Genomic DNA, 23157 nt, shown 5'->3' on the forward strand with positions numbered 1-23157 from the left:
CTTTAAGAACCCTGGACGATGATCTTCCCCTTCATAAAGGGGTGTCCGACGCCGCAGTAGTACGAGCAATAGACCAGGTACTCGCCAGGCTCGGTAAACGTGTACTCCTGTTCGACCTCGACCCCGGCGGGTAGTCGCACCATGCGGCTGCCGGTCCCGAGCTGGATCGAGGCCCCGTGCGTCACGTCGGTGGCCATCATCTTGAAGACATAGGTCTGGCCGGCTTTGAGGCAGAGCTTGGGGGGCAGGTAGCCGTACTGGAGCGCCCGGAAATAGACCACGATCCGCCCCTGGGCGTCCTTTTCCCGGGGCTCCACGCAGCCATCCTCCCGGGTGTTTTTGACCAGGAAGGCCTGGGCCTCGGCAATGAAGGCCTTGACCGAGTGGGGTGGTTCGTCCTCGAGCTGGGCCTGGGCGGGTTTTTCCTCCACTGGCGCGAAAAAGCCGAGCGCCCCCCACACGGGAATGAGGAGGATGATCACCAGCGAAAGCGCCAGAATGACCCCCGGCCTGGTTGTCGGATGTTGCATCTTTCCCTCCCTCCTTCACAGGTCTCTCGCGAGAGCGGCGATTTCAGCCTAATGACCACCACCCCCGGCGATTAAGAGCCAAATGTCCCTATAATCCGTACGAGTAAGTCTGAGGACATACGTCCCGAGATGAGAGAGAAAGACACCGGCGCAGAATCGGTGGGGTGCTCTGCGCCGGTGCCGGGGCTTACTGCACGTTGCTGGGAAGCGGGTGACTCGAGGCTCTAAATGTGTTCGGCAACGAGTTCGACCAAAACGCCACCGAAGCTCTTCGGGTGCACGAAGGCAACCAGGTGACCGCCAAAGCCGGGTCGGGGCCGGGGATCGATGAGGCTGGCCCCCTCGGCTTCGAGTCTTTTCAGTTCCGCTTCGATGTCCTTCACCCGAAAGGCCAGGTGGTGGAGGCCCTCGCCGCGCTTTTGTAAGAACCGGCCCACCGGGGTGTCCGGGGCGAGGGGGGCGAGGAGTTCGAGGCGGGCCGACCCCTGGGTGCCGGGTGGGGCTTTGAGCATGGCCACAGCGACGCCTTGGGACGCGACGTCTCCCCGCGCCTCGAGGACGTACCCCAACCGCTGCCAGCGCAAGAGGCCTTCCTCGAGGTCCGCGACCGCGATGCCCACGTGGTCAAGCACCACCGCGGTCCTCCTTGGGGGCACTCTCGGCTACGAGGCGGGCCAGGGCCTCGTCCACCGTGCGGGCCTGGATGGCCCGGTGCGGGACCGGCGGGCCGTGGCGGTTCCCAAAACGCGCCCCGACCCAGAGCTCGGTGTCGGCGAGCAGGGCCAGCATCCGCTCGCGTTTTCCCTGGCCAACGAAGTCGGCGTGGGGGTTGGTTCTGAGCTCGAGGCGCCGCCAGGCCTCGCCGGTTTTTTCGTAGATGGCGTAGGCCGGGCTGTGACCAAAGGGGCCGGGGTAGATCCGGCTTCCGTCGGGCATGACTGCGATGGCGACCTTCATCTCGACTTCCTTATACCACCGCGTTGCCGAGGAGGGTACCCTCCCGGGGTAGGGGATCAGGGCAGCACCCAGCCGGTGATGGCCACGATCCCCGCCGCGCCCGGGAGGTTCCCCAAGGGGGTGGGCGGCAGGGCGGCCACGTCGAGCACGCTGAAGGTACTGTCGCCTGCCAGGTAGAGGTAGAGATCGGGGTGCAGCCAAGCGGCCTCAAAGCGGGTGAAAGGTTGGCCGGAGGCGGCGCGGTTCGAATCGGTGAGGAGGTAGCCCTGGCCGTAGGCCAGCCAGAGGCCTGCCGCCCCCAAAAGGCCCCGGGCCTCGACCTGGCTGTCCTCGGCCAGGCGCTCTGGCGTGGTTTGGCCCTGCCGCCAGCGGAAGACCTGGGTGCCGCCGAGTCCGGAGGCCATGAGTCCGAGGTTCTGGCCGTCCCAGGCGAGGGCCAGGGACTGAACCTGAAGGTTGGTCGGGATCTGCTGGTTCGTCCCCAGGTCGGGGATCTCGAGGACCACCCCCCCCGCGCTCGGGTAGGCCGCGGCCAGCTCGTCGCCGCTGCTCGCTGGATAGAGGGCGTAGGTGGTCTCGGGGGGAAAGCTCGCCACCGGCGCCGGGACCGGCTCGGTTCCCGGGGGCGCGTTTTGCGCCAGGCGGAGGACAGCGCCGCCCTGGCAGAGCACGATCAGGTCCTGCCGGCCGGCTTTGAGCGCCGTACCCTGGCAGTCGCCCAGGCTCCAGCTGGCCTCGAGGGCCGCCGCCGGCGCTGGCACGGCGCTCAGGGAAAAGCCGTCCAGCCGGTAGCGGAAAAGCGTCCCCGCGCTGAGCACGAAGAGCCGGTCCCCGCTCGCCAGCAGGTCCTCGGTCCCCGCGACGTCCCAGCGACCGATTTCCGCCCACCGACCCTGATTGAGGGCGTGGGCGTCGAGGAAGATGATGGCCTGGTTCGTGGCCACCGCCACCACCACCGGCGGTTCCGTCTCGCTGGTGCCGGTGCAGGCGGCGAGGAAGAGGAGGAAAAGCCAGGCGAAACGTCTCAAGGCAAATTCACCCCCGAAAGCCCGATCCCCGACGGTCCGAAGGTCACGCCGCTGCCAAACCCCTGATAAAAGAGCGCCAGCCGAACCTCGTCCTTGATCGCGTCCAGTGTCAAGCGCGCTCCCCAGCAGGCGCGGTCGTAGGTGAAGACGATCCGGGGCTTGATCGGTTCGGCGGTCTTCGACCCCAGGTCGAAGCGCTGGTTGAGGAAGGCGGCGAGGAAGATCTGGGTGCTTCCCCGGGCCCAGAGCCGGGCGCTGAGGCCGAAGTCTTCAAAGGAGAGCGTCTCCCCGGCGGTGCTCTTTTGGTAGCCGAGCCCACCCTGGATCGCCAGGTCAGGGGTCAGATCGATGCCCCCACGCGCCGAGAGGCGGCTCAGGTAGAGCCCGGCGTCGCCGAGGTCGGGAAGGTGGAGCCGGGCCTCGAGGTGGAACTGGGCCTCGAGGCTCTGCTGGCTCAGGCTTCCCACCAGTTCACCCTTTTCCAGACCCTGCCCCGAGAGCCTGCCCACCAGGGCCAGCCGGCTGCCCCCACGGCTGAGGGCTACCTGACCGATCAGCCGCCCCTCCACCGCGTCCTCGGCGTCGGGCTTACCGTCGGGCACGGCGTAGCTGTGGGTGAGGCTGAGCTGCCAGGGGCCGAGGCCGAGCCGGGCGCTTCCCGAGAGCACTTCGGACCGGTGGTCGTAGCGCTCGCCCAGGCTTAGCGAGAAGTTTTCCTGCCGGTAGAGGAACGCGGCCCGGCTGGCGACGCCCCGTCCCAAGTTGGGGTCGTAGCGGTGGGCGAGGAAGACGCTGCCGCCGGGGAGGGCGTAGCTGAAGTTGAGGTCGAGGGGGTCGAAGCGGTCTTCGCCCAGCCGGTAGCCAAATCGCACCCCGAACGAGGCCGGCCGAGGCGCGTAGGTGATCTGGGCGTTGAGGCGACCTTCGGTTCGTTCGAGCCGCCGCTCGGCCAGGATCCTGGCGGCAAGATCCGCCGTGCGCAGCGACAGATCCCCTTTGAGGGGAAGGGGGGCGTTTTGGTCGAACGACCATCCCCCCGAGATCGAGAGCGTCAGCGGGTTTTGGCGGTAGCGCAAATAGGGGCTGAGCTCGATGGTACGGCGCGTGGGGATGCGGTCGAAGATGAAGGGGGTTTCCCCCTCGCGGACCCAGCGCTCGAGGTTGGCCCCGAGCTCGAAGCTGCCCAGCCGCCGGCTCAGGCGGGCGGTGGTGCGCCAGTTGATCTGGCGCTCGGCGGTCGAGTAGTAGTAGCCGACGAAGTCGTTTTGCAGCCGGAAGGCGAGGCCGCTCCCCAGGCGGGGGGCGTAGCGCTCGTGGTGCTCGAGGTAAACGCGCCCGGCGCCGATACGGGGGCCTTCGCGGCGCGCCGAGCGGTTTAAGGGGTTGCTCTCGCCCTCGTAGCCCCCGACGATCGCCCGGCCGCTGATCGTGAGGTCGCCCAGGCGCCTGGCCTTGCGGTAGGCGACTTCGACCTCGGGCCCCTTGAAAAGCCCCCAGGGCGGCGGGGCCGCGGGATCGGTGTCGAGGATCCGCTCGATTGAAAAGCGAACGAAGGGATCGTCGGGGTCGGTCTTTTTCACCTCGGCCGAGAGGGTAAAGCGACCGGGGACCACCACGTCGTCACGGGCGAGGGAAAATCGACCCGACCACCCCTCTTCCTCCTTCCGGTACTCGAGCGAGAGCGAGAGCGTCCCCCGGTCTTTTCCGGGCTCGGGGGGCAGGTAGAGGAAGCGGTAGTGCTCGTAGGCGCTGCCGGCGCCCCAGTGATCGAGCCCCACCCCCACCCCGCGCTTTTCGAAGTAGCGGAGCAGGGTGAAGCCGAGGCCGTTTTTCGTGACGTAGGGCAGGTCGGCGCCGGCGACGATGCCGTCGACGGCGCTTTGGCCCAGGTAAACGCGGGGGGCGCGTTTGCCGGTGAAGATCACCAGCACCGGAAGGTAGAGCTCTTTTTGGCCAAAGAGCGAGACCCACACCCCCCGTGCCACGATGCGATCGCCGGGGAAAAGCGTCACCTGCTGGGCGAAGAAGGCGTAGTCGGGCGGGTTTTGACCCTTGGCCAGGCAAGGGGAAAAGTACGCCGCCCGCATGGTGATCTGTCCCTGGCTGCGGTAGGCGAAGGGGCTTTCGAAATCAAAATCGCCCGAGCGGACCTTGACGTTGGTGGCCACGAGACTCTCGTCGCCCACGAAGAGCACCAGTTCTTCGGCCTCGATGGTGCGGCCCTGATCGTCAGTGTAGCGGACCTGGCCGCTCAGGGTGAGCCGGCGGGCCTTGCGGTCGTAGATGACGCGGCGGGCGGAGAGGGTCTGCCCGTCGCGGACCAGGATGACCGGACGGCCCTCGAGGACCACCAGCGACCCGCCCAAAAAGAGCGAGAGGCTCTCCGCCTGCTTCACCTCGATGGTCCCGGCCAGGGCCAGGGAAAAAAGGGCGATGAGCGCGAGCGCCCGCTTCACCGCCGGCCCACCCCCAAAAGGGCGAGCGCCAGGGCCAGGTAGATCAGATCGGGCCCCCAGGCGGCGATCCAGGGTGCGAGCACGCCCTGCTCGCCCATGATGCGAAAGACCGACCAGGTGGCGTAGTAGAAGAAGGTGACGGTGACGACGCCCACCAGACCCAGGGTGCGGGTCCCGCCGAGGAGCCAGAACGCGAGGCCCCCGGCGAAGAGCGCGAAGACCACGCTGGCCGCGGGCTCGGCCCACTTGCGCCAGTACGCGGTGGCCTCGGCGGCATAGGGGGTGCCCCGCCGTTTGGCTTCAGCGATACGCGCCTTGAGCGCCGCGGGGCTGAGTTCGGAAAGCGGGGCCCGGGGCAGCGTGGCCAGGCCCCGAAGGGTCATCTTGGCCTGGGCGAATGTGGCCACGGTCCGCGGGCGGCTGCCTTCGTAGGTGATCCGGATGCCCTTTTGCAAGAAGAGGGTGCCCCGGGAAAAGCGGCCCTCCGGCGCGGCCAGCACCGCGCCGGGGGAGAGCACCCGGACGTCTTTCAGCCCGCCTTCCGCCACCTGCCCAACGTATACCAGCTCGCCGGTTGCGTCGGTGAAGAACGAACCCGGTTCGAGCAGGGCCAAAGGTCGGGCAAGAATTGCCTGCTGCAAGACTTCCCGCGCCTTTTGGCTGCTGGTGGGCACCACCTGGGCCCCGAGCCAAAAGCCGAGTCCGGCCAGGGCGGTCCCGAGGCCGACCAGGGTAAGGAGCACCCGTGTGCGGGGGATGCCCGAGGCCAGGAGAACCTTGAGCTCGGCATCCTCGGCCATGCGCGAGAGGGCGAGCAAAAGCGCGAAGAGGTAGGCGATGGGCAAGCCGCGCGCCAGCGCCTCGGGAACGCGCCAGGCGAGGTAACGGGCGACCTCGAGGCCCCCGATGCCCCTCGTGAGCAGCGGCCCCATCGCCTCGAAGAGCACCCCGCCGAGCAGGAGCAGGACCACCACCGCCACCCCGCCGGAGAGGTAGGCCAGGATCTCGCGCAGGAGGTAGCGATCGAGGGTTTTCACCGAAGCCTCACCGTCCCCAAAAGAGCGAGCCCTCCGTAGACCAGATCGGGGAGCCAGGCCACCTCGGGTCCGGCGATGGCGCCGGCAAAGAGGCGGGCGCTGAGGGTCCACAGCACGTAGTAGCCGAAGATCAGTACCACGACCAGGGCAAAGGCCAGCGAGCTTTCCCGCAGCGCGAGCCCGATCACACCGGCCAGCCACACCAAAACCAGCGCCCCCACCGCGTCGGCGTACCGGCGCTTGAGGGGGAAGCGGGCCCCCGGATCCACCCTGGCCAGCTGGCGGAGGTTTTTGAGCGGCAAGGTCTCGTAGTCCCGGCGGCGGAAGGCGGGATTGTAGCGGGCGGGAAAGGGGAAGCTGGCCGAGGTCCGGTATTCGACGTTTCCATTTTTGTCCACCCGGTAGGTGGGGCCGAGGATCCAGCGTGCGCCCTCCCAGCGCCCTCGCTCGGCGCTCCAAATGACGCCGTCGGCATCGATGATGCGCACCCGTTCGAGCTCGGCCCCCTTATCACCGGGGTAGATGCGTTCGGCGTAGTAGACGCCGAGACCGCTGGGGGCGAACGCCTTCCGGTAGAGCACCCCCGAGGGCTGGGTGCCGTAGTAGACCTGGTAGAGCTTGGCTTCAAAGCGCGACTGGGCTTCGGGTTTGACCCAGGCGGCGTTGGCGAAGACCAGCACCGACACCGCCGCCCCCAGCGTGACGAGGGGCCAAAGGAGCGAAAGCGGCGGGACGCCCCCGGCGTAAGCCGCTTTGAGCTCGGAGGTTCGGATCATCCGGGCCAGCGCCACCAGGACGGCGAAGACCAGCCCCAAGGGCAGGGCCACGCCAAGCGTGTAAGGCAGGCGGTAGAGCACCAGGGTGAGCACGACAAAAAGCGGCGTTTCCCGGGAGAGCAGCACCCCCGAGAGCGAGGAGAGTAAATCGGTGGTCACGAGGCCCACGAAGAGCAGGACCCCGAGGAGGAAGAACACCGTGACCTCGCGGAGGAGGTAGCGCCGGAGCATCGGGCCGATTATAGGCCGCGGCGATGAGAACTCAGCGGGCCTTCCCGGTGCCTGCCCGCCGGAGGTCGGCGCGCAGCCCGCGCAGTTCGTACTTGATCTCGACCAGAACCCGCTCGAGGTTCAAAAGCCGCTGCTTGGTCACGCGCAGTTCTTCGACCAGCGCGCTTACCGCGTCGTCGGCGACCTCTTCCGGTGGAGGTTCGGTGCCTTCCAGCGCCCGGCGCACCGCCGCCGGGACATCCTCGGCCAGCCGTCTCCGGACCAGCTCGCGGGCGGTCTCGATCAACCGGGCGGCGTCGCGATCGTAGAGCCGGCCGCGGTTGTTCCTGGGCAGCGGTCCGGCCAGGGCCTCGTAAGCCGCGGCATATTTTCGCAGCTGGGCGGTGCTGAGGCCCAGCTTCCTGGCCAGTGCGTTGGGCGTATAGAAGTCCATCGTCGCCTTCAATCTTTTTGCGACTCTACCCAAGGGTGCCGCGTGTATACACGCTCGGGGTGCGGTCTGGTTGCGTAACGAACGCGCGTGCCGTACGCTGGGAGTTGCGAGATGAAACGCCCCAAGCGTGCGTGGGAGTGGGCCCTTGCCGGGGTCTTCGTTTTGTTGCTGGCCGCCTTTTATGGGGTGACCTTCGTGCTGCTGGCGCCTCACGCCGGGCGGGATCTCGCGGCCCTTTCCGTACTGTGGGTGGCCGGCGCCGGCTGGTGGGGCGGTCGCTGGATCGGCCTGGCCGCTGGGGCGCTGAACCTTCCGCTGCACGCGGTTCTTTTTACCCTACTGGGCCTTCGCGGGGCTCTGACCGAGGCCGGGGTGCTGATGGGTCTTGGCGCCGGTTACTTGATCGGCTGGCTGCGGGAGCACCTCGAGGTCCACCTGGCCCAGCTCCAGGCCCTGGCCTTTCTCGGCCGCGCCGCGCGGCTGGGGCTTGAGGCCGAGTCGGAGTCGGCTTTGGTTGAAGCGGCCGCCCGGGCGGCGATCGAGGAGGGGGGCTACCTCGCCGTTGCCATCGGTCTCCCCGGAGACGGCCTTGCCCACCGATCCGGGGCGCCCCTGCCCCCGGGCACTCCCTTGCCGGAGCAGCTGGCCGATGAGGCCAGACGCCGCGGCGGGCGCGCCGTCTGGCGAAACGGCGCCGACCTCTGGCCAACAAAGCGCCCCCGCGCCGCGGCCGCGATCAACACCGGCGACCTTGGCTTACTCGTAGTCTACAGCCACCGGGGTCGGGCGTTCGGTGAGGTGGAGCTGGATCTGCTTGAGGATGTGTTGAGGGTGGTCCGCACCGGGGTTTCCCGGATTCGCCTGGAGCGTGAGCGAATGCTTTTGGCCCAGGCGGTCGAGCAATCGCCGGAAGGGGTGATGATCACTGACGTCGAGGGAAAAATCCGCTACGTCAACGCCGCTTTCGAGGCCCAGACCGGATACCGCAAGGAAGAGGTGCTGGGCAAGAACCCGCGCTTTTTGAAATCCGGCCACCACAACCCGGCCTTTTACCGCCGGCTTTGGCAGACCCTGCTTCGGGGCGAGGTCTTCGAGGGGGTGTTCGTGAACCGCACCAAGGCTGGCGAGCTGGTTTACGAAGCCAAACAGATCGCGCCGGTGCGCGACGCTTCGGGACGGATTACCCACTTCGTCTCCACCGGACGCAACGTCTCCGAGGAGATCCGGCTGCGCCAGGAGCTCCTCCGCCAGGCCACCAACGACCCCCTGACCGGGCTTCTTAACCGGCGGGCGTTCATCCACCGGGTGTCGCAGCAGCTCCGGTCGAGAGGGGTCGATCGGGGCGTGTTGATCGTGATCGACCTCGACCACTTTAAGGATGTCAACGACGAGCACGGCCACCCCGTGGGCGATCGAGTCCTCGAGGCCGTGGCCGAGCGGCTCGTGGCCAGCGTGCGCGGGCGCGACCTGGTGGGGCGGCTGGGGGGCGACGAGTTCGTGATCTGGCTTCCCGGGGCGGGGCCGGAAGGGGGCGAACGGGTGGTGCAGGCGATCATGAATGCGCTCAAGTCCCCCGTTGACCTGGACGGCGTGCGTTTTGAGATCGGGGCCAGCTTCGGGCTTGCGGTCTACCCCGACGACGGGACGGATTTTGAGGCCCTTTTGCACAAGGCCGATCTGGCCATGTATCAGGCCAAGGCGCGCGGGGAGGGCTGGCGGTTTTTCGACCCCGGGCTCGATGAACAAAAACGGGCGCAAAAGAAGATTCTCCTGGGGCTGCGTCGGGCGATTTCCCGCGAGGAGCTCTTCCTCGCCTACCAGCCCATCCGTGCGCTCGCCAGCGGCGATGCGGTGGGGGTCGAGGCGCTCGTCCGTTGGCGCGACCCCGATGGGGGCGTTCGCCTGCCGCGGCAGTTCCTCCCAGTCGCGGAGAACACCGGGCTCGTGGTCGAGCTCGACCGCTATGTTTTGCAGCAGGCCCTTGAGGAGATGGCCAATTGGGACGGCGGGGAGGCCCTTGGGCTTTGGGTCAACGTCAGCCCCAAAACCATCGCCGGGGGGAATTTCGTGGCCGACCTCGAGGGCTGGCTCCAGGGTTCGGGGTTTTTGCCCGAGCGGCTGACGCTGGAGGTCACCGAGCGGCTTTGGAGTCGGCGAAAGAACGTCAAGAGCCGATTTTTCGAGCTCAAGGAGCTCGGCGTTCGCCTGGCCATCGACGACTTCGGTACCGGCTACGCCTCGATCGCCGAACTCGGCGAGCTGCCCTTCGATGCTTTGAAGATCGATGTTCGCTTCGTCGAGGGGGTGGACCAGAAGCCTCGGGAGGAGGCGGTGGTGCAGGCCGTGGCCATCCTGGCCCGGGCGCTGGGCCTTGAGCTCGTGGCCGAGGGCGTTGAGCGCGAAAGTCAGCGTCAGCGGTTGATCGAGCTGGGCCTAAAACTGGGCCAGGGCGAGCGGCTCGGGCCGCCGGGGCCGCTCTCGGCTCTGAGTCGCGGGGCTGGCCCGACCGCCTCAGACGGCGGGACGCGGGGAACGCATCGTCAAATGGGGGACACGCTTTCCGGGGACGAATCCGAGACCGGGCGGACCGACGCCTGAGTCTGGACCCGAGACTCAGGCAACGAAGGGGCAGCGTCGTGATCGCGATGGGGAATGGATGGGCTCGGGTCGCCGGCCGTTCGAATCGGGGCGGGGGATGGCGGTCCCGAGCGGTACGAAGCAAAGCGCTTTGACCTCTTTTGGGGCGCTCAGGTTTTATACTTCTTTGCGATCGTCTCCGGTGCGGTGGTGTCTCCTCCCGCGGTGTGCGAGCATGGAGTGTGGGTGCTTCTCCACCATTCGTTCCCATAGGCGGTCAGGTCTGGGAGGCGACGCTCGGGCTTTACTGGCGGAGCGTGGTCGTTTTGGCCGTGGTGGCGCTCCTGATCGAACTCGCCGTTGCCCGCCCCTTGGCTTGGCCTGCGGGCGTGGTTTACCTGCTGGGGACCATCGTGTTTTATCGCTGGTTCCGGGGGTTTTCCCACACCTCGGTCGCGATTCATCTGTTCTTTTCGCTCCTCACCACGATTTGGGTGCTTCGCTCGCCGTTCCAAATGCCCATCGGCTTGCACGGGGGGTTTGGCGTTGAGATCGTGTTCGTCCCCGCGCTGGCGCTTGTGGTCTTCGCCCTGGGAACGTTCAGCGGTCTTTGGTTCGCCGGGGCCGGCGCGGCAGCGGCGGCACTCGGCGTGCCGAGCGTGGACCTGACCGAGCACGGGGTCTACGGGTTGCTCTTTGCCCTGGCCGCGGCGCTGGGGAGCGGGGTTCACTGGCTTTTGGGCGAGCTTGAACGGAGCCGAACCCAGCTTTTTTGGGCCGCCTACCGGGACCAGCTCACCGGTTTTTTGAACCGGCGTTCGCTCTACGACGCCTACCCCCATTACCTGGCGCTGAGCGTTCGCCAGGGGCAGCCGCTGGTCCTTACCTGCTGGGATATCGACGATTTGAAAACGGTCAACGACCGGCTAGGGCACGAGGCGGGCGACGCCTTGATTCGCCGCTTTGCGGCGGCGTTGCTGGCGAATGCCCGGGCCGGGGACGTGCTCTTTCGCATCGGCGGTGACGAGTTCGTAGGGTTGCACATCGGGCTTGATCATCCGGAAGACCTGGTGGCCAGGGCGCGGGCGGTTTTCCCCCAGGTGAGCGAGGGGCACGCGGCTTGCTTGGGCAAGAGCCTGGATGAGGCGCTGGCCGAGGCCGACCGGGCGATGTACGCGGATAAGCGCCGTCGTAAACGGGCGGCCCGGTCCTCCCGGGTAGAATGAGGCGTGCGCCTGGCGCTTGGCAGCACGAACCCCGTGAAGTTCGAGGCGCTCGCGGCGGCGGTCGCGGCGCGGGGGCTTAAGGCCGAGATCATTCCCCTGGCGGTGGGGGAGGCCCCGACCCAACCCCTTTCTGAGGAAGAGACCCGGCGGGGGGCGGTCCTTCGGGCCGAAGCTGCTTTGCGTCGTTCCGACGCCGAGCTCGGCGTCGGGCTTGAGGGCGGGGTTGACCTCGAGGGCGGCTGGTTGACCATGTACGCGGCGGTGACCGATGGCCTTCGCACGGCGCTGGCGCGGGGACCGGGGCTGCCGCTTCCCGAAGACGTTTTGAAGGCCCTCGGCGAGGGCCGGGAGCTCGGTGAGGCCCTGGAGGAGCGCTATGGCCGGGAAATCCGGCGCCGGGGGGCGGTTTTTGTGTTCTCCGGCGGCGCGATGACGAGAAAAGAGGCGCTTGCGATCGCCGCCCGCTTGGCGCTCGGGGCCTTCATGGAGGCAACGCCTTGATCATGGTCGTTCTCGCCTACCTGATTGGGTCGCTGAGTTTTGGCGTCATCCTCGGGTATGCGCTTAAAGGGTACGACATCCGGGCCCGGGACCTGCCGGGAGGCTCGGGCGTCTTCCGCCAGCTGGGGCCGCGCTGGGGGGTGGTGGTGGCGCTTTCCGATATCGCCAAGGGCGCCTTGGTGGCCTGGCTGGCCCAGGGGCGGCCCGAACTCCCCTGGATGGCGGCAGCGGTGGTGGCGGGGCACAACTGGCCGGTCTACTTCGGCTTTCGCGGCGGTGGGGGCCTTGCGCCCACGGTGGGCTTCTTTACCTATTTCGCTCCGGTGGAGACGCTTTCCTCGGTGGCATTCGGGTTGCTGGTGGCCTATTGGCATCACCGCCTGTACTGGCGTTATCGCCGGCGGGGCATCTACCCCATTCCCTTCGGCGCGGTGGTCGCGGTCCCGCTCTGGCTGGCCTGGCTTTGGCCGCGGGAGTCGGTTTTTCTCGGGGGAGTTCTCGTGGCGCTGGTGATGGGCGCCCGGGGGCTGCAACTCCTTTTATACTCGGGACATGAAAATCGTCAGGTTTAACGAGGGACGGTGGGGCGTCCTCGAGGCCGGCCGGATCGTGTACGAGACGGACGGTCCCGGAGGCAAGCGCATCGGTGAGCGGTTTCAGCTGGAGTCGGTCCGGCTTCTGGCGCCGGCGACGCCGACCAAGATCGTGGCCGTGGGGCGGAACTACGTGGCCCACATCAAGGAGATGGGCCATGACTTCGGCGACGACCTTCCCAAGGAACCGGGGCTCTTCCTCGTCGCACCCAACGCCCTGGCCAACCCCGACGAGCCGATTCCTTACCCGGCGTGGACCAGCGAGCTTCACTATGAGGGCGAGCTCGCGGTGGTCATTGGACGACGCATGCGTCGGGTGCCCGAGGAAGAGGCTCTCCACTACGTGCTCGGCTACACCGTGGCCAACGACCTCACTGCCCGGGACAAGCAGAAGAGCGACCTGCAGTGGGTGCGGGCCAAGTCGGCCGACAAGTTCCTGCCGCTCGGGCCCTGGATCGAGACCGAGCTTGACCCCTACCACGCGGTGGTGCGGACCCACGTCAATGGCGAGCTGCGCCAGGAGGGGACGACCGAGGATCTCCTCTTCCCGGTGGCCCGGATTTTGAGCTACATTTCGGGGTTCATGACCCTTGAGCCGGGCGACGTGGTTCTGACCGGAACCCCCGAGGGGGTCGGGCCGCTCTCGCCCGGCGATGTGGTGGAGGTGAGCGTCGAGGGGATCGGGACCCTCCGCAACCCGATCGTCGGGGAGGAGGCATGATTCACGTACTCGACACCCTGTTCCAGGGTTCAAAGGGAATCATCGCCGTTTTTGCGCTCGAGCACCGTGACGGCGTGGCCCTGGTCGAGAGCGGGCCGGAGTCGACCTTCGAGAAGGTGGTGGAAGCGCTGGCGGGCCTCGGCTACCAGCCGCGTGATGTCACCGACGTCTTCCTCACCCATATTCACCTCGATCACGCCGGGGCGGCCTGGCGCTTTGCCAGGCTCGGGGCCCGGGTTCACGTCCACCCTCGAGGGGCAAAACACATCGCGAACCCCGAGCGGCTGCTGGCCAGCGCCAGGCGGATCTACGGCGACCGCATGGAAAGCCTCTGGGGGACGCTTGAGCCCATCGAGAGCGAACGGCTCCGCGTGGCCGAGGACGGAGACCGGGTTTCGGTCGGCGGGCTCGTGCTCGAGGCCGTTGAGACCCCGGGACACGCCGTGCATCACCACGCCTGGCGGCTCGACGGGGCGCTCTTTACCGGCGACGTGGCCGGCGTGCGCCTTGGGGGCGGCCCCGTCCTTCCCCCCTGCCCGCCGCCGGACATTCACCTCGAGGACTGGAAGGCCTCGATCGAGCGCATCCGGGCCCTGGCCCCTGAGCAGATCTACCTGACGCACTTCGGGGTCTACGCGGATGTCTCGGAACAGCTCGAGGCGCTGACCGAACGGCTCTTTGCCTGGGGCGCTTGGATCCGCGACCAGCTCGCGGCGGGGGCACACCTTGATGCCATCGTGCCGCGATTTGAGGCCAGGGTGCGGGAGGAGCTCCTCGCCGCCGGGCTCGATGAGGGTGGCGTCGAGACCTACGAGCGCGCGAACCCCAGCGCCTATTCGGCATACGGTCTCGCGCGCTACTGGCAAAAGCACCGTCCCGATGCGCTTGGGGCACGGGGGTGAGACCGTGGGCGTGATCAAGGCGGCGGTGTTCGACCTCGAGGGCACCCTGACCACCGGCGAGACCTGGCGCGGGGTCGGGCGCTTTTTGAAGGCCCGGGGGATGGGCGGGGCCTATGACCGGTTTTTCGCCCTCCACCTCCCGGGTGCGCTTTTGGCCAAGGCCCGGGTCATTCCCAAGCGCTGGTACCAGAACATCTGGATGAAAAACCTGGCGGGGTTGCTCGCGGGGATGGATGGGGAAGCGCTTTCGGAGATGGCGCGTTGGGTGGTGGCCCATGAACTCTGGCCCCATCGGCGGGAGCAGGTGGTGGCGGAGCTTTTGCGTTTGAGGGACGAGGGTTACCGCATCGTCCTGGCTTCCGGAACCTATCAACCGGTCCTCGAGGCCTTCGCCGAACGGCTGGGGCCCGGGGTGGAGGCCCTGGGAACGGCGCTCGAGATGCGCGGCGAGCGGGCGACGGGGCGTTTGGGCGGGCCGATGAATGTTGACCAGGTCAAAGCGGAACGGGTCCAAAGCCATCTGGGAGGGGCGCCCGCGCTCGCTTTCGGCGACACCCCGGCCGATCTGCCCCTTCTTATGCTTGCCGAACACGCGGTGGTCGTTGGCGCTTCCCCCCGGCTCCGGCGGGAGGCCGAGGCGCGGGGCTGGCGTCAGGTCCCGGGCTAAAGGGGCTTCGCCCGCCGATCAGGCGTCGAGGTTTCCGGCAGAAATGCCGGCAAATCCGTTTCTTCGGTCCTGGCTCGACCGTTTGTCCTGGTAGAGTCTGAGATCGGCCGTCTCGAACACGCGCAAAAAGTCTGAGCCCTCGCCGTTCGTGCCCGCCACCGCCCAGCCGGCGGCCACGTCGGGGAAGCGCTTTTTGACCCGCTCGATATAGAGTTCGGGGGCTTTCAGGCCGAGGTGCAGGCTTGCGAACTCATCGCCCCCGACGCGGTAGACGCCGTCGCTCTGGCGGGCGCTCTCGCGCAGGGTGCGGGCTAAATGCTTGAGGTAAGCATCCCCGACCGCGTGGCCGAAGCGGTCGTTGATGGCCTTCAGGCCGTTGAGATCCCAAAGGATCAGGGTGAGCGGGAGGTTTTGCCTTTTGGCCAGGGCGAGAAAGCGGGCGTAGTCCTCCTCGAGGGCCCGGCGGTTGCCGAGACCGGTGAGGGGATCGGTGAGCGAGAGGGTGGTGATCTTTTGGTACTGGCGGTCGATGATCTCTGCGAATCGCCGGGCGGCGTGGCCGATGAACCCGACGACGATCCAAAAGAGCAGGCCCACCAGCTGCGTTTCGCTCGCGTCGAGGATGTGGTCACCGAAGACCCACGCCAGGCCGATGCCAGCGATGGCGCCGGCGGGCCCGAGGGCGGCGCTCGCCGTGTAGATGGGGAAAAAGGTTAGGAGGAGGTACATGTGGCTGCTCGCCGGGCCGAGGTTGGCAGAGGCGCTGACGTACAAAGCGCTCAGGGGAATCGTGCCCAGGGCATGCACGACCCGCGCCAGACGGGCCCAGCGCCGCGCGGCCAGGAAGGCGACCAGGGTCCAGGCGCCGAAGGCGAGTACCGCCGGCCAGGCCGAGGTGTCTTTGGAAAGCAACAGGGCGGCGCTGGCCGCTCCCAGCACCACGGTCATGATCCACCAGTACGCCCGACCCCAGCACCGCTCCATCAAGGTGCGGCTCTCGGCCGCGGAATGAAAATCCATACTTGCGTTAGTTTACTATTCACCCGGCCGATTCGCTCAGGGGTTGGACCTCGTGAACCCGGACAGACACATGTGAGACCGAATCGATAAGAATGTGGGGACCACTCCAGGAGAGAGGAGGTCCCCACGTATGCAGCTTACAACGGTTGGCCGGGAGGTATGGAGGGGGGCGAGGAAAGCCCAGGTGCTCCAGGAGGCTGGAGCGGGCGACCCCACGGTCCAAGACCGTCTGCGAAAGCTCAAACAAGTCGAGGCGTTCCGGAAACACAAGGTGGGCTGGTCCGAGATCCAGTCCCTGGTGGGAATCAGCCGAGCCACCTACTACCGCTGGAAAAAGCGACTCAGGGAAGAAGGCCTCAAAGGCCTTGGGCCCAGATCCAAACGCCCAAGGCGGTTGCGACGAAAGCTCCACTGGACGCCCGAACTTCTCATTGCGATTGAAACTTTGAGGAAGCAAAACCCCACCTGGGGCCGCTGGCCGATCTGGCTGGCCTTGGGGAAGCAAGGCTTTGGGGTTAGCGAACGCACCGTGGGCCGCATCCTGGCCCACCTGGGAGCGCACCGTCGTGTTGAAAGCGTGGCCGCCTTCCTGGCCCGGGCGAGACGGGGGAAGGTGAAGCGAAGGCCCAGGCGCCCCTACGCCAGGAGGAAACCCAAAAGCTACGTCGCCTCCTCACCCGGCGACCTGGTTCAGGTGGACACCCTTACCGTGACCCTAGGACCCGGGGAGGTCGTCAAGCATTTTTCGGCGGTAGACCTTTACACCCGCTTTTCCCTGGCCGAGGTGCACACCCGGGCCACCGCCAACCTAGCGGCCGGCTTCCTGGCCCACCTCATCACCCAGGCCCCCTTTCCCGTCAGGGCCATTCAGGTGGACGGTGGCAGCGAGTTCATGGCCGAGTTTGAGGAAACTTGCCAACGTTTAGGTATCGAGCTCTTCGTGCTGCCCCCGAGAAGTCCCAAGCTCAATGGCCACGTGGAGCGGATGCAGCGGACCTTCAGGGAGGAGTTTTACACCCGGCCGTTGCCTTCCCGGATCCCCGAGCTCCAAAGGGAGCTCGACGCCTATCTGGACTACTACAACCGCAGGAGGCCCCATCGTGCGCTCAACGGCCTTGCGCCTCTTGAGTTCCTGGCTAGAATGCAAGCGGAGTCGGTCCCCAAAAGAGTCTCAGATGTGTTGACCGATTACACCTCGAGATCATCGAGGAAGAAAATCGTTCCGTCGTTCCCGAATCCGAACCCGCCCTGGCGGTTGTCGGGGTCCGTCCACTCGAGCAGTGGCGTATCGTCGAGCCACGCCTTGATGTGACCGTTCCCGGCCAGTTCGAAGGCCAGGGTGTGCCAGTTTCCATCGCGAAGGAGCGTCCGTCCGGTTTCGGAGAGCTCGGGCCGTTCGATGAGCACGAGGCTTTGCTCTCCGACGAACTTCAGAAGCTGAACCCCGTCGTAGCCGATACGGAACTCAAGCCCCCGGCTGCCGTCGCCGCTCAAAAAGAGCCGGAACCGGAGCCGGGACTCGGTGAAGGGCGCTTTCTGGACCTTGATTTTGGCCGAAACCCGGTAGGCCCGCCAGTCATCGCGTCCACTGGTCACGAAACCCAGATCGTACTCGTTACCGAGACGCAGGGCTTTGTTCAGCCGGCCCTGGGCGTCGAGAACCTCGGCTACGGTCATCTTGGGCGCGCCGCCGAGTTTGAGAAGCCCGTAGCGGTCCGGCGCCACCACCTGAATCACGGCGCCGGTGGGATAGCTCTCGAAGTCGTCGGAAAGGGGCATCGGGTTTCCGGGCAGCACCCGGACCACGGGCTTGGGAAGCGGAAGCGTGACCTTGACCTCGGGTACGGGCTGGACCTTGAGCGTTGGTGCGCAGGCAGCGAGAATCGCGCTCAAGCCAAAGAGTGCCAGTGTGGAATATCGGCGCATGTTTTCACCCCTATACTTTTTAAATAACACTCGGAATCACTGGCGTAAAGGCCGTGCAAACCGAAGCCGCCCCGGAGCGCGTTCCTCCGGGGCTGCGAACGCGCCGTCGCGCCCTCAGGGCCCGGGCAGGCAGTAACCCTGGTCAGTCAGCCACTGCTGCAGACTCATGGTGGTGTCGCTGAAGGTGAGGATCACGTTGGCGCCCGGGCAGGCACTGCTCATGTCGTCGAGCGTGCCCTGGAAGGTTACCGCGGTCTGGCCGTCGACCTTGATCGACCCGTTGACGTCGATCGAGGTGGGGTTGCCCGCGGCGTCAAAGACCATGTTGGTGATCGTGATATCGAAGACGAAGGACTCCTGAGTGCCGCCGACGTTGCTGCTGCTGGTGAACTTCAGGGTGGCGTTTTGGGGGGTGAAGTCCTTGATGAAACAGTCGAGGCCGCGGGTGAGGCTGCCCTCGAGGCGGGCATTCCAACCCACGCTGGCCGAATCGCTGCCTGAGGTGGTGGTAAGGGTGAAGTCGCTGGTCAAAACATCGGTCGCCCCCTCCTGCACCTGGTAGCTCAGGTTCCAGCTCAGCGTGTCGTTCACGCCGATCGAGCCGGTGGTGTTGAGGGCGGTTGGTTCGGTGATGGGCGTGCCATTGCAGGTATACCAACTGGCGCTGAGGTCGGCGTTCGCGGCCTGGGTCGTGCCAACCTTGAGCACCGCTGAGGCCGACTGGGGGAGTTCCCTAACGTTGCTCTGGGGGTCGGTGGCGTTCACGGTTGGTGTGCCGCCTTTGTCCCAGTCAACCGACAACACGTTGGTGGGGCCACCCTGGACAGCCCACTTGAACTCGAGGTCAATGGGTGCGTCGGGGGTGTAATCAAGTTGGGATGCGTTGGGAGTGTAGTCAAAGCCGCCCCTCAGGAGACTGTACGTCGCCAGGGCCCGAACGTCCAAGGGCTGTAATCGGTCAACACATCTGAGACTCTTTTGGGGACCGACTCCGCTTGCATTCTAGCCAGGAACTCAAGAGGCGCAAGGCCGTTGAGCGCACGATGGGGCCTCCTGCGGTTGTAGTAGTCCAGATAGGCGTCGAGCTCCCTTTGGAGCTCGGGGATCCGGGAAGGCAACGGCCGGGTGTAAAACTCCTCCCTGAAGGTCCGCTGCATCCGCTCCACGTGGCCATTGAGCTTGGGACTTCTCGGGGGCAGCACGAAGAGCTCGATACCTAAACGTTGGCAAGTTTCCTCAAACTCGGCCATGAACTCGCTGCCACCGTCCACCTGAATGGCCCTGACGGGAAAGGGGGCCTGGGTGATGAGGTGGGCCAGGAAGCCGGCCGCTAGGTTGGCGGTGGCCCGGGTGTGCACCTCGGCCAGGGAAAAGCGGGTGTAAAGGTCTACCGCCGAAAAATGCTTGACGACCTCCCCGGGTCCTAGGGTCACGGTAAGGGTGTCCACCTGAACCAGGTCGCCGGGTGAGGAGGCGACGTAGCTTTTGGGTTTCCTCCTGGCGTAGGGGCGCCTGGGCCTTCGCTTCACCTTCCCCCGTCTCGCCCGGGCCAGGAAGGCGGCCACGCTTTCAACACGACGGTGCGCTCCCAGGTGGGCCAGGATGCGGCCCACGGTGCGTTCGCTAACCCCAAAGCCTTGCTTCCCCAAGGCCAGCCAGATCGGCCAGCGGCCCCAGGTGGGGTTTTGCTTCCTCAAAGTTTCAATCGCAATGAGAAGTTCGGGCGTCCAGTGGAGCTTTCGTCGCAACCGCCTTGGGCGTTTGGATCTGGGCCCAAGGCCTTTGAGGCCTTCTTCCCTGAGTCGCTTTTTCCAGCGGTAGTAGGTGGCTCGGCTGATTCCCACCAGGGACTGGATCTCGGACCAGCCCACCTTGTGTTTCCGGAACGCCTCGACTTGTTTGAGCTTTCGCAGACGGTCTTGGACCGTGGGGTCGCCCGCTCCAGCCTCCTGGAGCACCTGGGCTTTCCTCGCCCCCCTCCATACCTCCCGGCCAACCGTTGTAAGCTGCATACGTGGGGACCTCCTCTCTCCTGGAGTGGTCCCCACATTCTTATCGATTCGGTCTCACATGTGTCTGTCCGGGTTCAAGGGCTTGATGAGCCCTTTGAGTGCTGTGGCCAGGGACATCCTGGCGACGAAGGCGCTGGTGAGGATCGATGGCGTCGTGGTGGGTAGCGGCGCCGAGGTGAGGGCCTGGAAGGCCGGGTCTTGCTGGAGGTTTTGGGAAATACTATCGAAGTTCTGGGTTTGTTGGGTCCAGGCCTGGTTGAACTGGGTGCTGGTCCAATTTCCCGTCGATGGGCCGGTGCCGGTCTGAGAATTGCAGGCGCCGAGCGCCAGGATGAGTAGCCCCAAAAGGGAATACAATCTAAAGCCGCGCATTTTACACCTCCAAAGTTAAGTTTACATGAACTGCGACCGATTTTCTCGTTTCCGCCGCGGCCGCGAAAAAGCCGCACTTGGCCTGATCTGTTCGGAGAAAACGCGGGGCAGGGGATATAATGGGGCGGTGGCCTTTCGGGCCGCGCGAGGTGACGAGGACAATCATGCCAAAATACGACGCATCCAGCATCAAGGTACTGAGGGGCCTCGAGGGCGTACGAAAGCGCCCGGCGATGTACATCGCCGGTACCGGCCCCGACGGTTTCCACCAGCTGCTCTTTGAGATTTTGGACAACGCGGTCGACGAGGCGCTGGCCGGTTATGCCACCGAGGTCGAGGTGCGCCTCTACGAGGACGGTTCGGCGAGCGTTCGCGACAACGGTCGTGGCGTTCCCGTCGACGTGATGCCGGGGGAGGGCCGCCCGGCGATCGAGGTGATCTACACCGAGCTCCACGCCGGCGGCAAGTTCGAGGAGGGGGCCTACAAGGTCTCCGGCGGTCTCCACGGCGTCGGCGCCAGCGTGGTCAACGCCCTTTCCGAGTGGATGGTGGTCGAGGTCATGCGGGGCGGCGAGCACTTCCGGGTGAAGTTCTCCCGGGGTCACGTGGTCGAGCCGCTCTCCACCGTGGGCAAGGTTCGGGGAAAGAAGACCGGAACCTTCGTCCGCTTCAAGCCCGACCCCGAGATCTTCGGCGAGCAGAGCTTCGACTACCGGCGGGTCCGCCGCCGCCTCCGCGAGGTCGCCTTCCTCACCGGCGGCCTCAAGATCACCTTCCAGGATGACCGCAGTGGCAAGTCCGAGGTCTTTCACGAGAAGGGTGGGGTGGCCTCGTTCGCACGGGCCATCGCCGACAACGAGGAACCGCTCTACCCGAAACCGATCCTGCTCAGCGGGAAGTCGGGTGAGGTCGAGGTCGATGTGGGCCTGCTCCACACCAAGGGGTACGGGACCGAAGTTCTCGCCTACGCCAACCTCATCCCCACCCGCGACGGCGGGACCCACGTGTCCGGGTTTCGCTCGGCCTACACCCGGGCGCTGAATCAGTACGCCAAGAAGGCCGGCCTCAACAAGGGTAAGGGACCGGCGCCGAGCGGCGAGGACCTGCTCGAGGGCCTTTTCGCCGTGGTTTCGGTGAAGCTGCCCCAGCCCCAGTTTGAAGGGCAGACCAAGGGCAAGCTCTTAAACCCCGAGGCCCAGTCGGCGGTGGCCCAGGTGGTCTACGAGCGGCTCTTTGAGTACCTGGAGCAAAATCCGCGCGTCGGCAAGCTGATCTACGAAAAGGCCCGGCGGGCGGCCCAGGCCCGGGAAGCGGCGAGGAAGGCGCGGGAGCTGGTTCGCCGGCAAAACCCCCTGGAGTCCGACGATTTGCCGGGCAAGCTCGCCGACTGCCAGACCGAGGATCCCGAGGAAGCCGAGCTCTTCATCGTCGAGGGGGATTCCGCCGGCGGCTCGGCCAAGCAGGGGCGCGACCGGCGCTTCCAGGCCATTTTGCCGCTCAGGGGTAAGATCTTGAACGTCGAAAAGGCAAACCTCGACCGCGCCCTCAAGAACAACGAGATCCGGGCCATGGTGGCGGCGATCGGCGCCGGCATCCAGGGCTCCGAACACGTCCACTTCGACCCCGACGCCATCCGCTACCACAAGATCATCCTCATGACCGACGCCGACGTCGACGGCAGCCACATCCGCACCCTCTTGCTGACGTTCTTCTACCGCTACATGCGTCCCCTCATCGAGCGTGGCTACCTCTATATCGCCCAGCCGCCCCTCTACCGCATCCGGGTGGGCCGCAAAGCCGAGTACGTCTACGACGACGAGGTCTTAAAACGCCGCCTTGCGGAGCTCGAGGGGAAAAACGTCGAGATCCAGCGCTTTAAGGGGCTCGGTGAGATGAACCCCGAGCAGCTCTGGGAGACCACGATGAACCCCGAGACCCGAATCCTGAAGCGGGTCACCATCGAGGATGCCCTCGAGGCCAGCGAGACCTTCGAGCGGCTCATGGGGACCGAGGTGGCCCCTCGGCGGGAGTTCATCGAGGAGTACGCGCGCTTTGCCGAACTCGACGTCTAAGGGGCGGGCAGCGCGCCGTAAGCCTCGACGCCCCATCCGCAGCCGTTCCAGCGCAGCCTGACCCAGCCCCGGCCGGCATAGGTTTCCTGCCGGCCGGTTCGTTTGTTCCAGAGCACCAGGCGATAGCGTCCCACCACCTCGAGGGTGGGCAGGCTGAGCGAGACCCGATCGTAGGAGAGATTCAGCACCCGGATTTGGTAAAGGTCGCCGTACGCGCTCAGGAAGGCGCGGCGTGTACGTTCCTGGATCCGTTGAAGGTCCGGTAAGGCCGCTTCGGCGGATGCGGGCGGGTCGGTGGGGGTGGGACAGGCCGGACTTTCCCACGACGCCTGGAGCGTCCTTTGGAGGGGAAGCCAGCGCCAGGGAAATTCAAACAGTTGAAAAATAACCCACTCTACACTACATTACCTCTGAGGTGGACCCGCTTCTCCTTACAGCACACCAGATCAGGGAGCGCTATGGCCTCCACCGCAACACCCTGTACAAGTGGGAGAAGCAGGGTCTTCTGCACCCCGTCCGCACCCCCGGGGGCCGCAGGCGGTACCGCAGGGAGGAGATCGAGCGGCTTCTCTCCCTCGGGTTGGAGGTTCCCCAGGCGAAGCCGAAGCCCCGCACCGTTCTCTACGCCCGGGTGAGTACGAGGAAGCAGGAAGCTTTTCTCAAGAACCAGATCGCTCGGCTGGAGGCGTTCGCCAAGGAGCAAGGCTGGACGTATGAGGTCATCGCCGAGGTCGCGAGCGGGGTGAACGAGAACCGGCGGGGGCTCATCAAGATCCTGAACCGGGCCAAGAATGGGGAGCTGGAGCGGGTGGTGGTGGAGTACGAGGACCGCCTGGCCCGGTTTGGGCTGGGCTACATCCGCCGCTTCCTCGAGGCCTTCGGGGTGGAACTGGTGGTCCTGAACGGGAAGGAAAGCGAAGAAGTTCACCGGGAACTTGCAGAGGACCTGGTGGCCATCGTTTCCAGCTTCGCCGCGCGGATCTACGGGAAGCGGGGCGGAGGAAAGCGGAAAGGAAAACGCCGTGAAAAGCCTCAAGTCCCGAAGGGGGCCTGAGCTTCCCCGCATCGGGGTCCAGGGGCGCCTGGTCTTCTCCTCAGGGGAGGACCGGAGGAAAGTCCT

General features: G+C 66.1%; 23 protein-coding genes and 1 pseudogene. 10 read left to right on the forward strand and 14 right to left on the reverse strand.

What is annotated here, in order from left to right:
• Positions 1-2 precede the first annotated feature (2 nt).
• From ACZ5BT_RS06280 to ACZ5BT_RS06315, 8 genes are all read right to left on the reverse strand, one after another.
• Complete coding sequence (locus tag ACZ5BT_RS06280) at positions 3-530, reverse strand: cupredoxin domain-containing protein (protein WP_464883765.1); 528 nt, start codon at positions 528-530, stop codon at positions 3-5.
• A 224-nt stretch (positions 531-754) separates the two neighbouring features.
• A complete protein-coding gene (mce, locus tag ACZ5BT_RS06285; RefSeq protein ID WP_464883766.1) occupies positions 755-1165 on the reverse strand; it encodes a methylmalonyl-CoA epimerase in 411 nt (136 codons plus the stop codon).
• Positions 1155-1487, reverse strand: coding sequence for a NifB/NifX family molybdenum-iron cluster-binding protein (locus tag ACZ5BT_RS06290; protein WP_464883767.1), 333 nt, complete (start codon positions 1485-1487; stop codon positions 1155-1157). Before ACZ5BT_RS06290 ends, mce begins: the two co-directional genes overlap by 11 nt.
• A 56-nt stretch (positions 1488-1543) precedes the next feature.
• Positions 1544-2515 carry a hypothetical protein gene (locus ACZ5BT_RS06295; RefSeq protein WP_464883768.1) on the reverse strand — a complete coding sequence of 324 codons (972 nt, stop codon included), beginning with the start codon at positions 2513-2515 and terminating at the stop codon, positions 1544-1546.
• On the reverse strand, positions 2512-4971 hold the full coding sequence (locus ACZ5BT_RS06300) for an LPS-assembly protein LptD (protein ID WP_464883769.1): 2460 nt from the start codon (positions 4969-4971) through the stop codon (positions 2512-2514). Before ACZ5BT_RS06300 ends, ACZ5BT_RS06295 begins: the two co-directional genes overlap by 4 nt.
• Complete coding sequence (locus tag ACZ5BT_RS06305; RefSeq protein WP_464883770.1) at positions 4968-6008, reverse strand: LptF/LptG family permease; 1041 nt, start codon at positions 6006-6008, stop codon at positions 4968-4970. Before ACZ5BT_RS06305 ends, ACZ5BT_RS06300 begins: the two co-directional genes overlap by 4 nt.
• Positions 6005-7015 (reverse strand): LptF/LptG family permease, encoded by a 1011-nt coding sequence (locus ACZ5BT_RS06310; RefSeq protein WP_464883771.1) that lies wholly within the window; start codon positions 7013-7015, stop codon positions 6005-6007. The genes ACZ5BT_RS06305 and ACZ5BT_RS06310 overlap by 4 nt, the downstream gene beginning before the upstream one ends.
• 31 nt (positions 7016-7046) lie before the next feature.
• Positions 7047-7448, reverse strand: a complete 402-nt coding sequence (locus tag ACZ5BT_RS06315) for a MerR family transcriptional regulator (RefSeq protein WP_464883772.1) — start codon at positions 7446-7448, stop codon at positions 7047-7049.
• Between the two features lie 111 nt (positions 7449-7559).
• Here ACZ5BT_RS06315 and ACZ5BT_RS06320 point away from each other — a divergent pair, with 111 nt between their 5' ends.
• From ACZ5BT_RS06320 to ACZ5BT_RS06350, 7 genes are all read left to right on the forward strand, one after another.
• Positions 7560-10046, forward strand: coding sequence for a putative bifunctional diguanylate cyclase/phosphodiesterase (locus tag ACZ5BT_RS06320; protein WP_464883773.1), 2487 nt, complete (start codon positions 7560-7562; stop codon positions 10044-10046).
• A 206-nt stretch (positions 10047-10252) separates the two neighbouring features.
• Positions 10253-11251, forward strand: a complete 999-nt coding sequence (locus ACZ5BT_RS06325) for a sensor domain-containing diguanylate cyclase (protein ID WP_464883774.1) — start codon at positions 10253-10255, stop codon at positions 11249-11251.
• Positions 11252-11254: 3 nt separating this feature from the next.
• Positions 11255-11752, forward strand: a complete 498-nt coding sequence (locus ACZ5BT_RS06330; protein WP_464883775.1) for a DUF84 family protein — start codon at positions 11255-11257, stop codon at positions 11750-11752.
• A gap of 2 nt (positions 11753-11754) precedes the next feature.
• Positions 11755-12324, forward strand: a complete 570-nt coding sequence (locus ACZ5BT_RS06335; protein ID WP_464885778.1) for a glycerol-3-phosphate acyltransferase — start codon at positions 11755-11757, stop codon at positions 12322-12324.
• Positions 12305-13066: a fumarylacetoacetate hydrolase family protein gene (locus ACZ5BT_RS06340; RefSeq protein WP_464883776.1), complete on the forward strand. Its 762-nt coding sequence runs from the start codon at positions 12305-12307 to the stop codon at positions 13064-13066. The genes ACZ5BT_RS06335 and ACZ5BT_RS06340 overlap by 20 nt, the downstream gene beginning before the upstream one ends.
• On the forward strand, positions 13063-13968 hold the full coding sequence (locus tag ACZ5BT_RS06345; RefSeq protein ID WP_464883777.1) for an MBL fold metallo-hydrolase: 906 nt from the start codon (positions 13063-13065) through the stop codon (positions 13966-13968). Before ACZ5BT_RS06340 ends, ACZ5BT_RS06345 begins: the two co-directional genes overlap by 4 nt.
• The gene (locus tag ACZ5BT_RS06350) at positions 13946-14635 is read left to right on the forward strand and encodes an HAD family hydrolase (RefSeq protein WP_464883778.1); all 690 of its coding nucleotides are present in this window, start codon (positions 13946-13948) and stop codon (positions 14633-14635) included. Before ACZ5BT_RS06345 ends, ACZ5BT_RS06350 begins: the two co-directional genes overlap by 23 nt.
• 18 nt (positions 14636-14653) lie before the next feature.
• On the opposite strand, the gene ACZ5BT_RS06355 is transcribed toward ACZ5BT_RS06350, so the two are convergent.
• Complete coding sequence (locus ACZ5BT_RS06355) at positions 14654-15655, reverse strand: GGDEF domain-containing protein (RefSeq protein ID WP_464883779.1); 1002 nt, start codon at positions 15653-15655, stop codon at positions 14654-14656.
• A 130-nt stretch (positions 15656-15785) separates the two neighbouring features.
• Here ACZ5BT_RS06355 and ACZ5BT_RS06360 point away from each other — a divergent pair.
• Positions 15786-16853: pseudogene (locus ACZ5BT_RS06360) on the forward strand (integrase core domain-containing protein); the annotation flags it as partial.
• On the opposite strand, the gene ACZ5BT_RS06365 reads toward ACZ5BT_RS06360, so the two are convergent.
• From ACZ5BT_RS06365 to ACZ5BT_RS06380, 4 genes are all read right to left on the reverse strand, one after another.
• On the reverse strand, positions 16844-17581 hold the full coding sequence (locus ACZ5BT_RS06365; protein ID WP_464883780.1) for a hypothetical protein: 738 nt from the start codon (positions 17579-17581) through the stop codon (positions 16844-16846). The pseudogene ACZ5BT_RS06360 and the gene ACZ5BT_RS06365 sit on opposite strands and share 10 nt — an antisense overlap.
• Positions 17582-17695: 114 nt before the next feature.
• Positions 17696-18526: a hypothetical protein gene (locus ACZ5BT_RS06370; RefSeq protein WP_464883781.1), complete on the reverse strand. Its 831-nt coding sequence runs from the start codon at positions 18524-18526 to the stop codon at positions 17696-17698.
• Positions 18490-19593 carry an integrase core domain-containing protein gene (locus tag ACZ5BT_RS06375; RefSeq protein ID WP_464883782.1) on the reverse strand — a complete coding sequence of 368 codons (1104 nt, stop codon included), beginning with the start codon at positions 19591-19593 and terminating at the stop codon, positions 18490-18492. Before ACZ5BT_RS06375 ends, ACZ5BT_RS06370 begins: the two co-directional genes overlap by 37 nt.
• Before the next feature lie 54 nt (positions 19594-19647).
• On the reverse strand, positions 19648-19965 hold the full coding sequence (locus tag ACZ5BT_RS06380) for a hypothetical protein (RefSeq protein WP_464883783.1): 318 nt from the start codon (positions 19963-19965) through the stop codon (positions 19648-19650).
• Positions 19966-20129: 164 nt separating this feature from the next.
• On the opposite strand from ACZ5BT_RS06380, the gene gyrB reads away from it, so the two are divergent.
• Positions 20130-22037, forward strand: a complete 1908-nt coding sequence (gene gyrB, locus ACZ5BT_RS06385; protein ID WP_464883784.1) for a DNA topoisomerase (ATP-hydrolyzing) subunit B — start codon at positions 20130-20132, stop codon at positions 22035-22037.
• Here gyrB and ACZ5BT_RS06390 read toward each other — a convergent pair.
• Entirely contained in the window at positions 22034-22225 is a 192-nt protein-coding gene (locus ACZ5BT_RS06390) for a hypothetical protein (protein WP_464883785.1), read from the reverse strand. The two genes, gyrB and ACZ5BT_RS06390, sit on opposite strands and share 4 nt — an antisense overlap.
• A gap of 227 nt (positions 22226-22452) precedes the next feature.
• On the opposite strand from ACZ5BT_RS06390, the gene ACZ5BT_RS06395 reads away from it, so the two are divergent.
• Positions 22453-23091, forward strand: a complete 639-nt coding sequence (locus tag ACZ5BT_RS06395) for an IS607 family transposase (protein ID WP_464883786.1) — start codon at positions 22453-22455, stop codon at positions 23089-23091.
• The last annotated feature ends 66 nt before the right edge of the window (positions 23092-23157 follow it).

Source organism: Vulcanithermus mediatlanticus (assembly GCF_055385885.1).

Bases quoted from the DNA above. Each gene is read 5' to 3' on its own strand.
- ACZ5BT_RS06280 (WP_464883765.1), bottom strand. From the start codon at position 530: ATGCAACATCCGACAACCAGGCCGGGGGTCATTCTGGCGCTTTCGCTG.
- ACZ5BT_RS06290 (WP_464883767.1), bottom strand. From the start codon at position 1,487: ATGAAGGTCGCCATCGCAGTCATGCCCGACGGAAGCCGGATCTACCCC.
- ACZ5BT_RS06310 (WP_464883771.1), bottom strand. From the start codon at position 7,015: ATGCTCCGGCGCTACCTCCTCCGCGAGGTCACGGTGTTCTTCCTCCTC.
- ACZ5BT_RS06315 (WP_464883772.1), bottom strand. From the start codon at position 7,448: ATGGACTTCTATACGCCCAACGCACTGGCCAGGAAGCTGGGCCTCAGC.
- ACZ5BT_RS06320 (WP_464883773.1), top strand. From the start codon at position 7,560: ATGAAACGCCCCAAGCGTGCGTGGGAGTGGGCCCTTGCCGGGGTCTTC.
- ACZ5BT_RS06335 (WP_464885778.1), top strand. From the start codon at position 11,755: ATGGTCGTTCTCGCCTACCTGATTGGGTCGCTGAGTTTTGGCGTCATC.
- ACZ5BT_RS06340 (WP_464883776.1), top strand. From the start codon at position 12,305: ATGAAAATCGTCAGGTTTAACGAGGGACGGTGGGGCGTCCTCGAGGCC.
- ACZ5BT_RS06345 (WP_464883777.1), top strand. From the start codon at position 13,063: ATGATTCACGTACTCGACACCCTGTTCCAGGGTTCAAAGGGAATCATC.
- ACZ5BT_RS06350 (WP_464883778.1), top strand. From the start codon at position 13,946: ATGCGCTTGGGGCACGGGGGTGAGACCGTGGGCGTGATCAAGGCGGCG.
- ACZ5BT_RS06355 (WP_464883779.1), bottom strand. From the start codon at position 15,655: ATGGATTTTCATTCCGCGGCCGAGAGCCGCACCTTGATGGAGCGGTGC.
- ACZ5BT_RS06365 (WP_464883780.1), bottom strand. From the start codon at position 17,581: ATGCGCCGATATTCCACACTGGCACTCTTTGGCTTGAGCGCGATTCTC.
- ACZ5BT_RS06375 (WP_464883782.1), bottom strand. From the start codon at position 19,593: ATGCAGCTTACAACGGTTGGCCGGGAGGTATGGAGGGGGGCGAGGAAA.
- ACZ5BT_RS06380 (WP_464883783.1), bottom strand. From the start codon at position 19,965: ATGCGCGGCTTTAGATTGTATTCCCTTTTGGGGCTACTCATCCTGGCG.
- gyrB (WP_464883784.1), top strand. From the start codon at position 20,130: ATGCCAAAATACGACGCATCCAGCATCAAGGTACTGAGGGGCCTCGAG.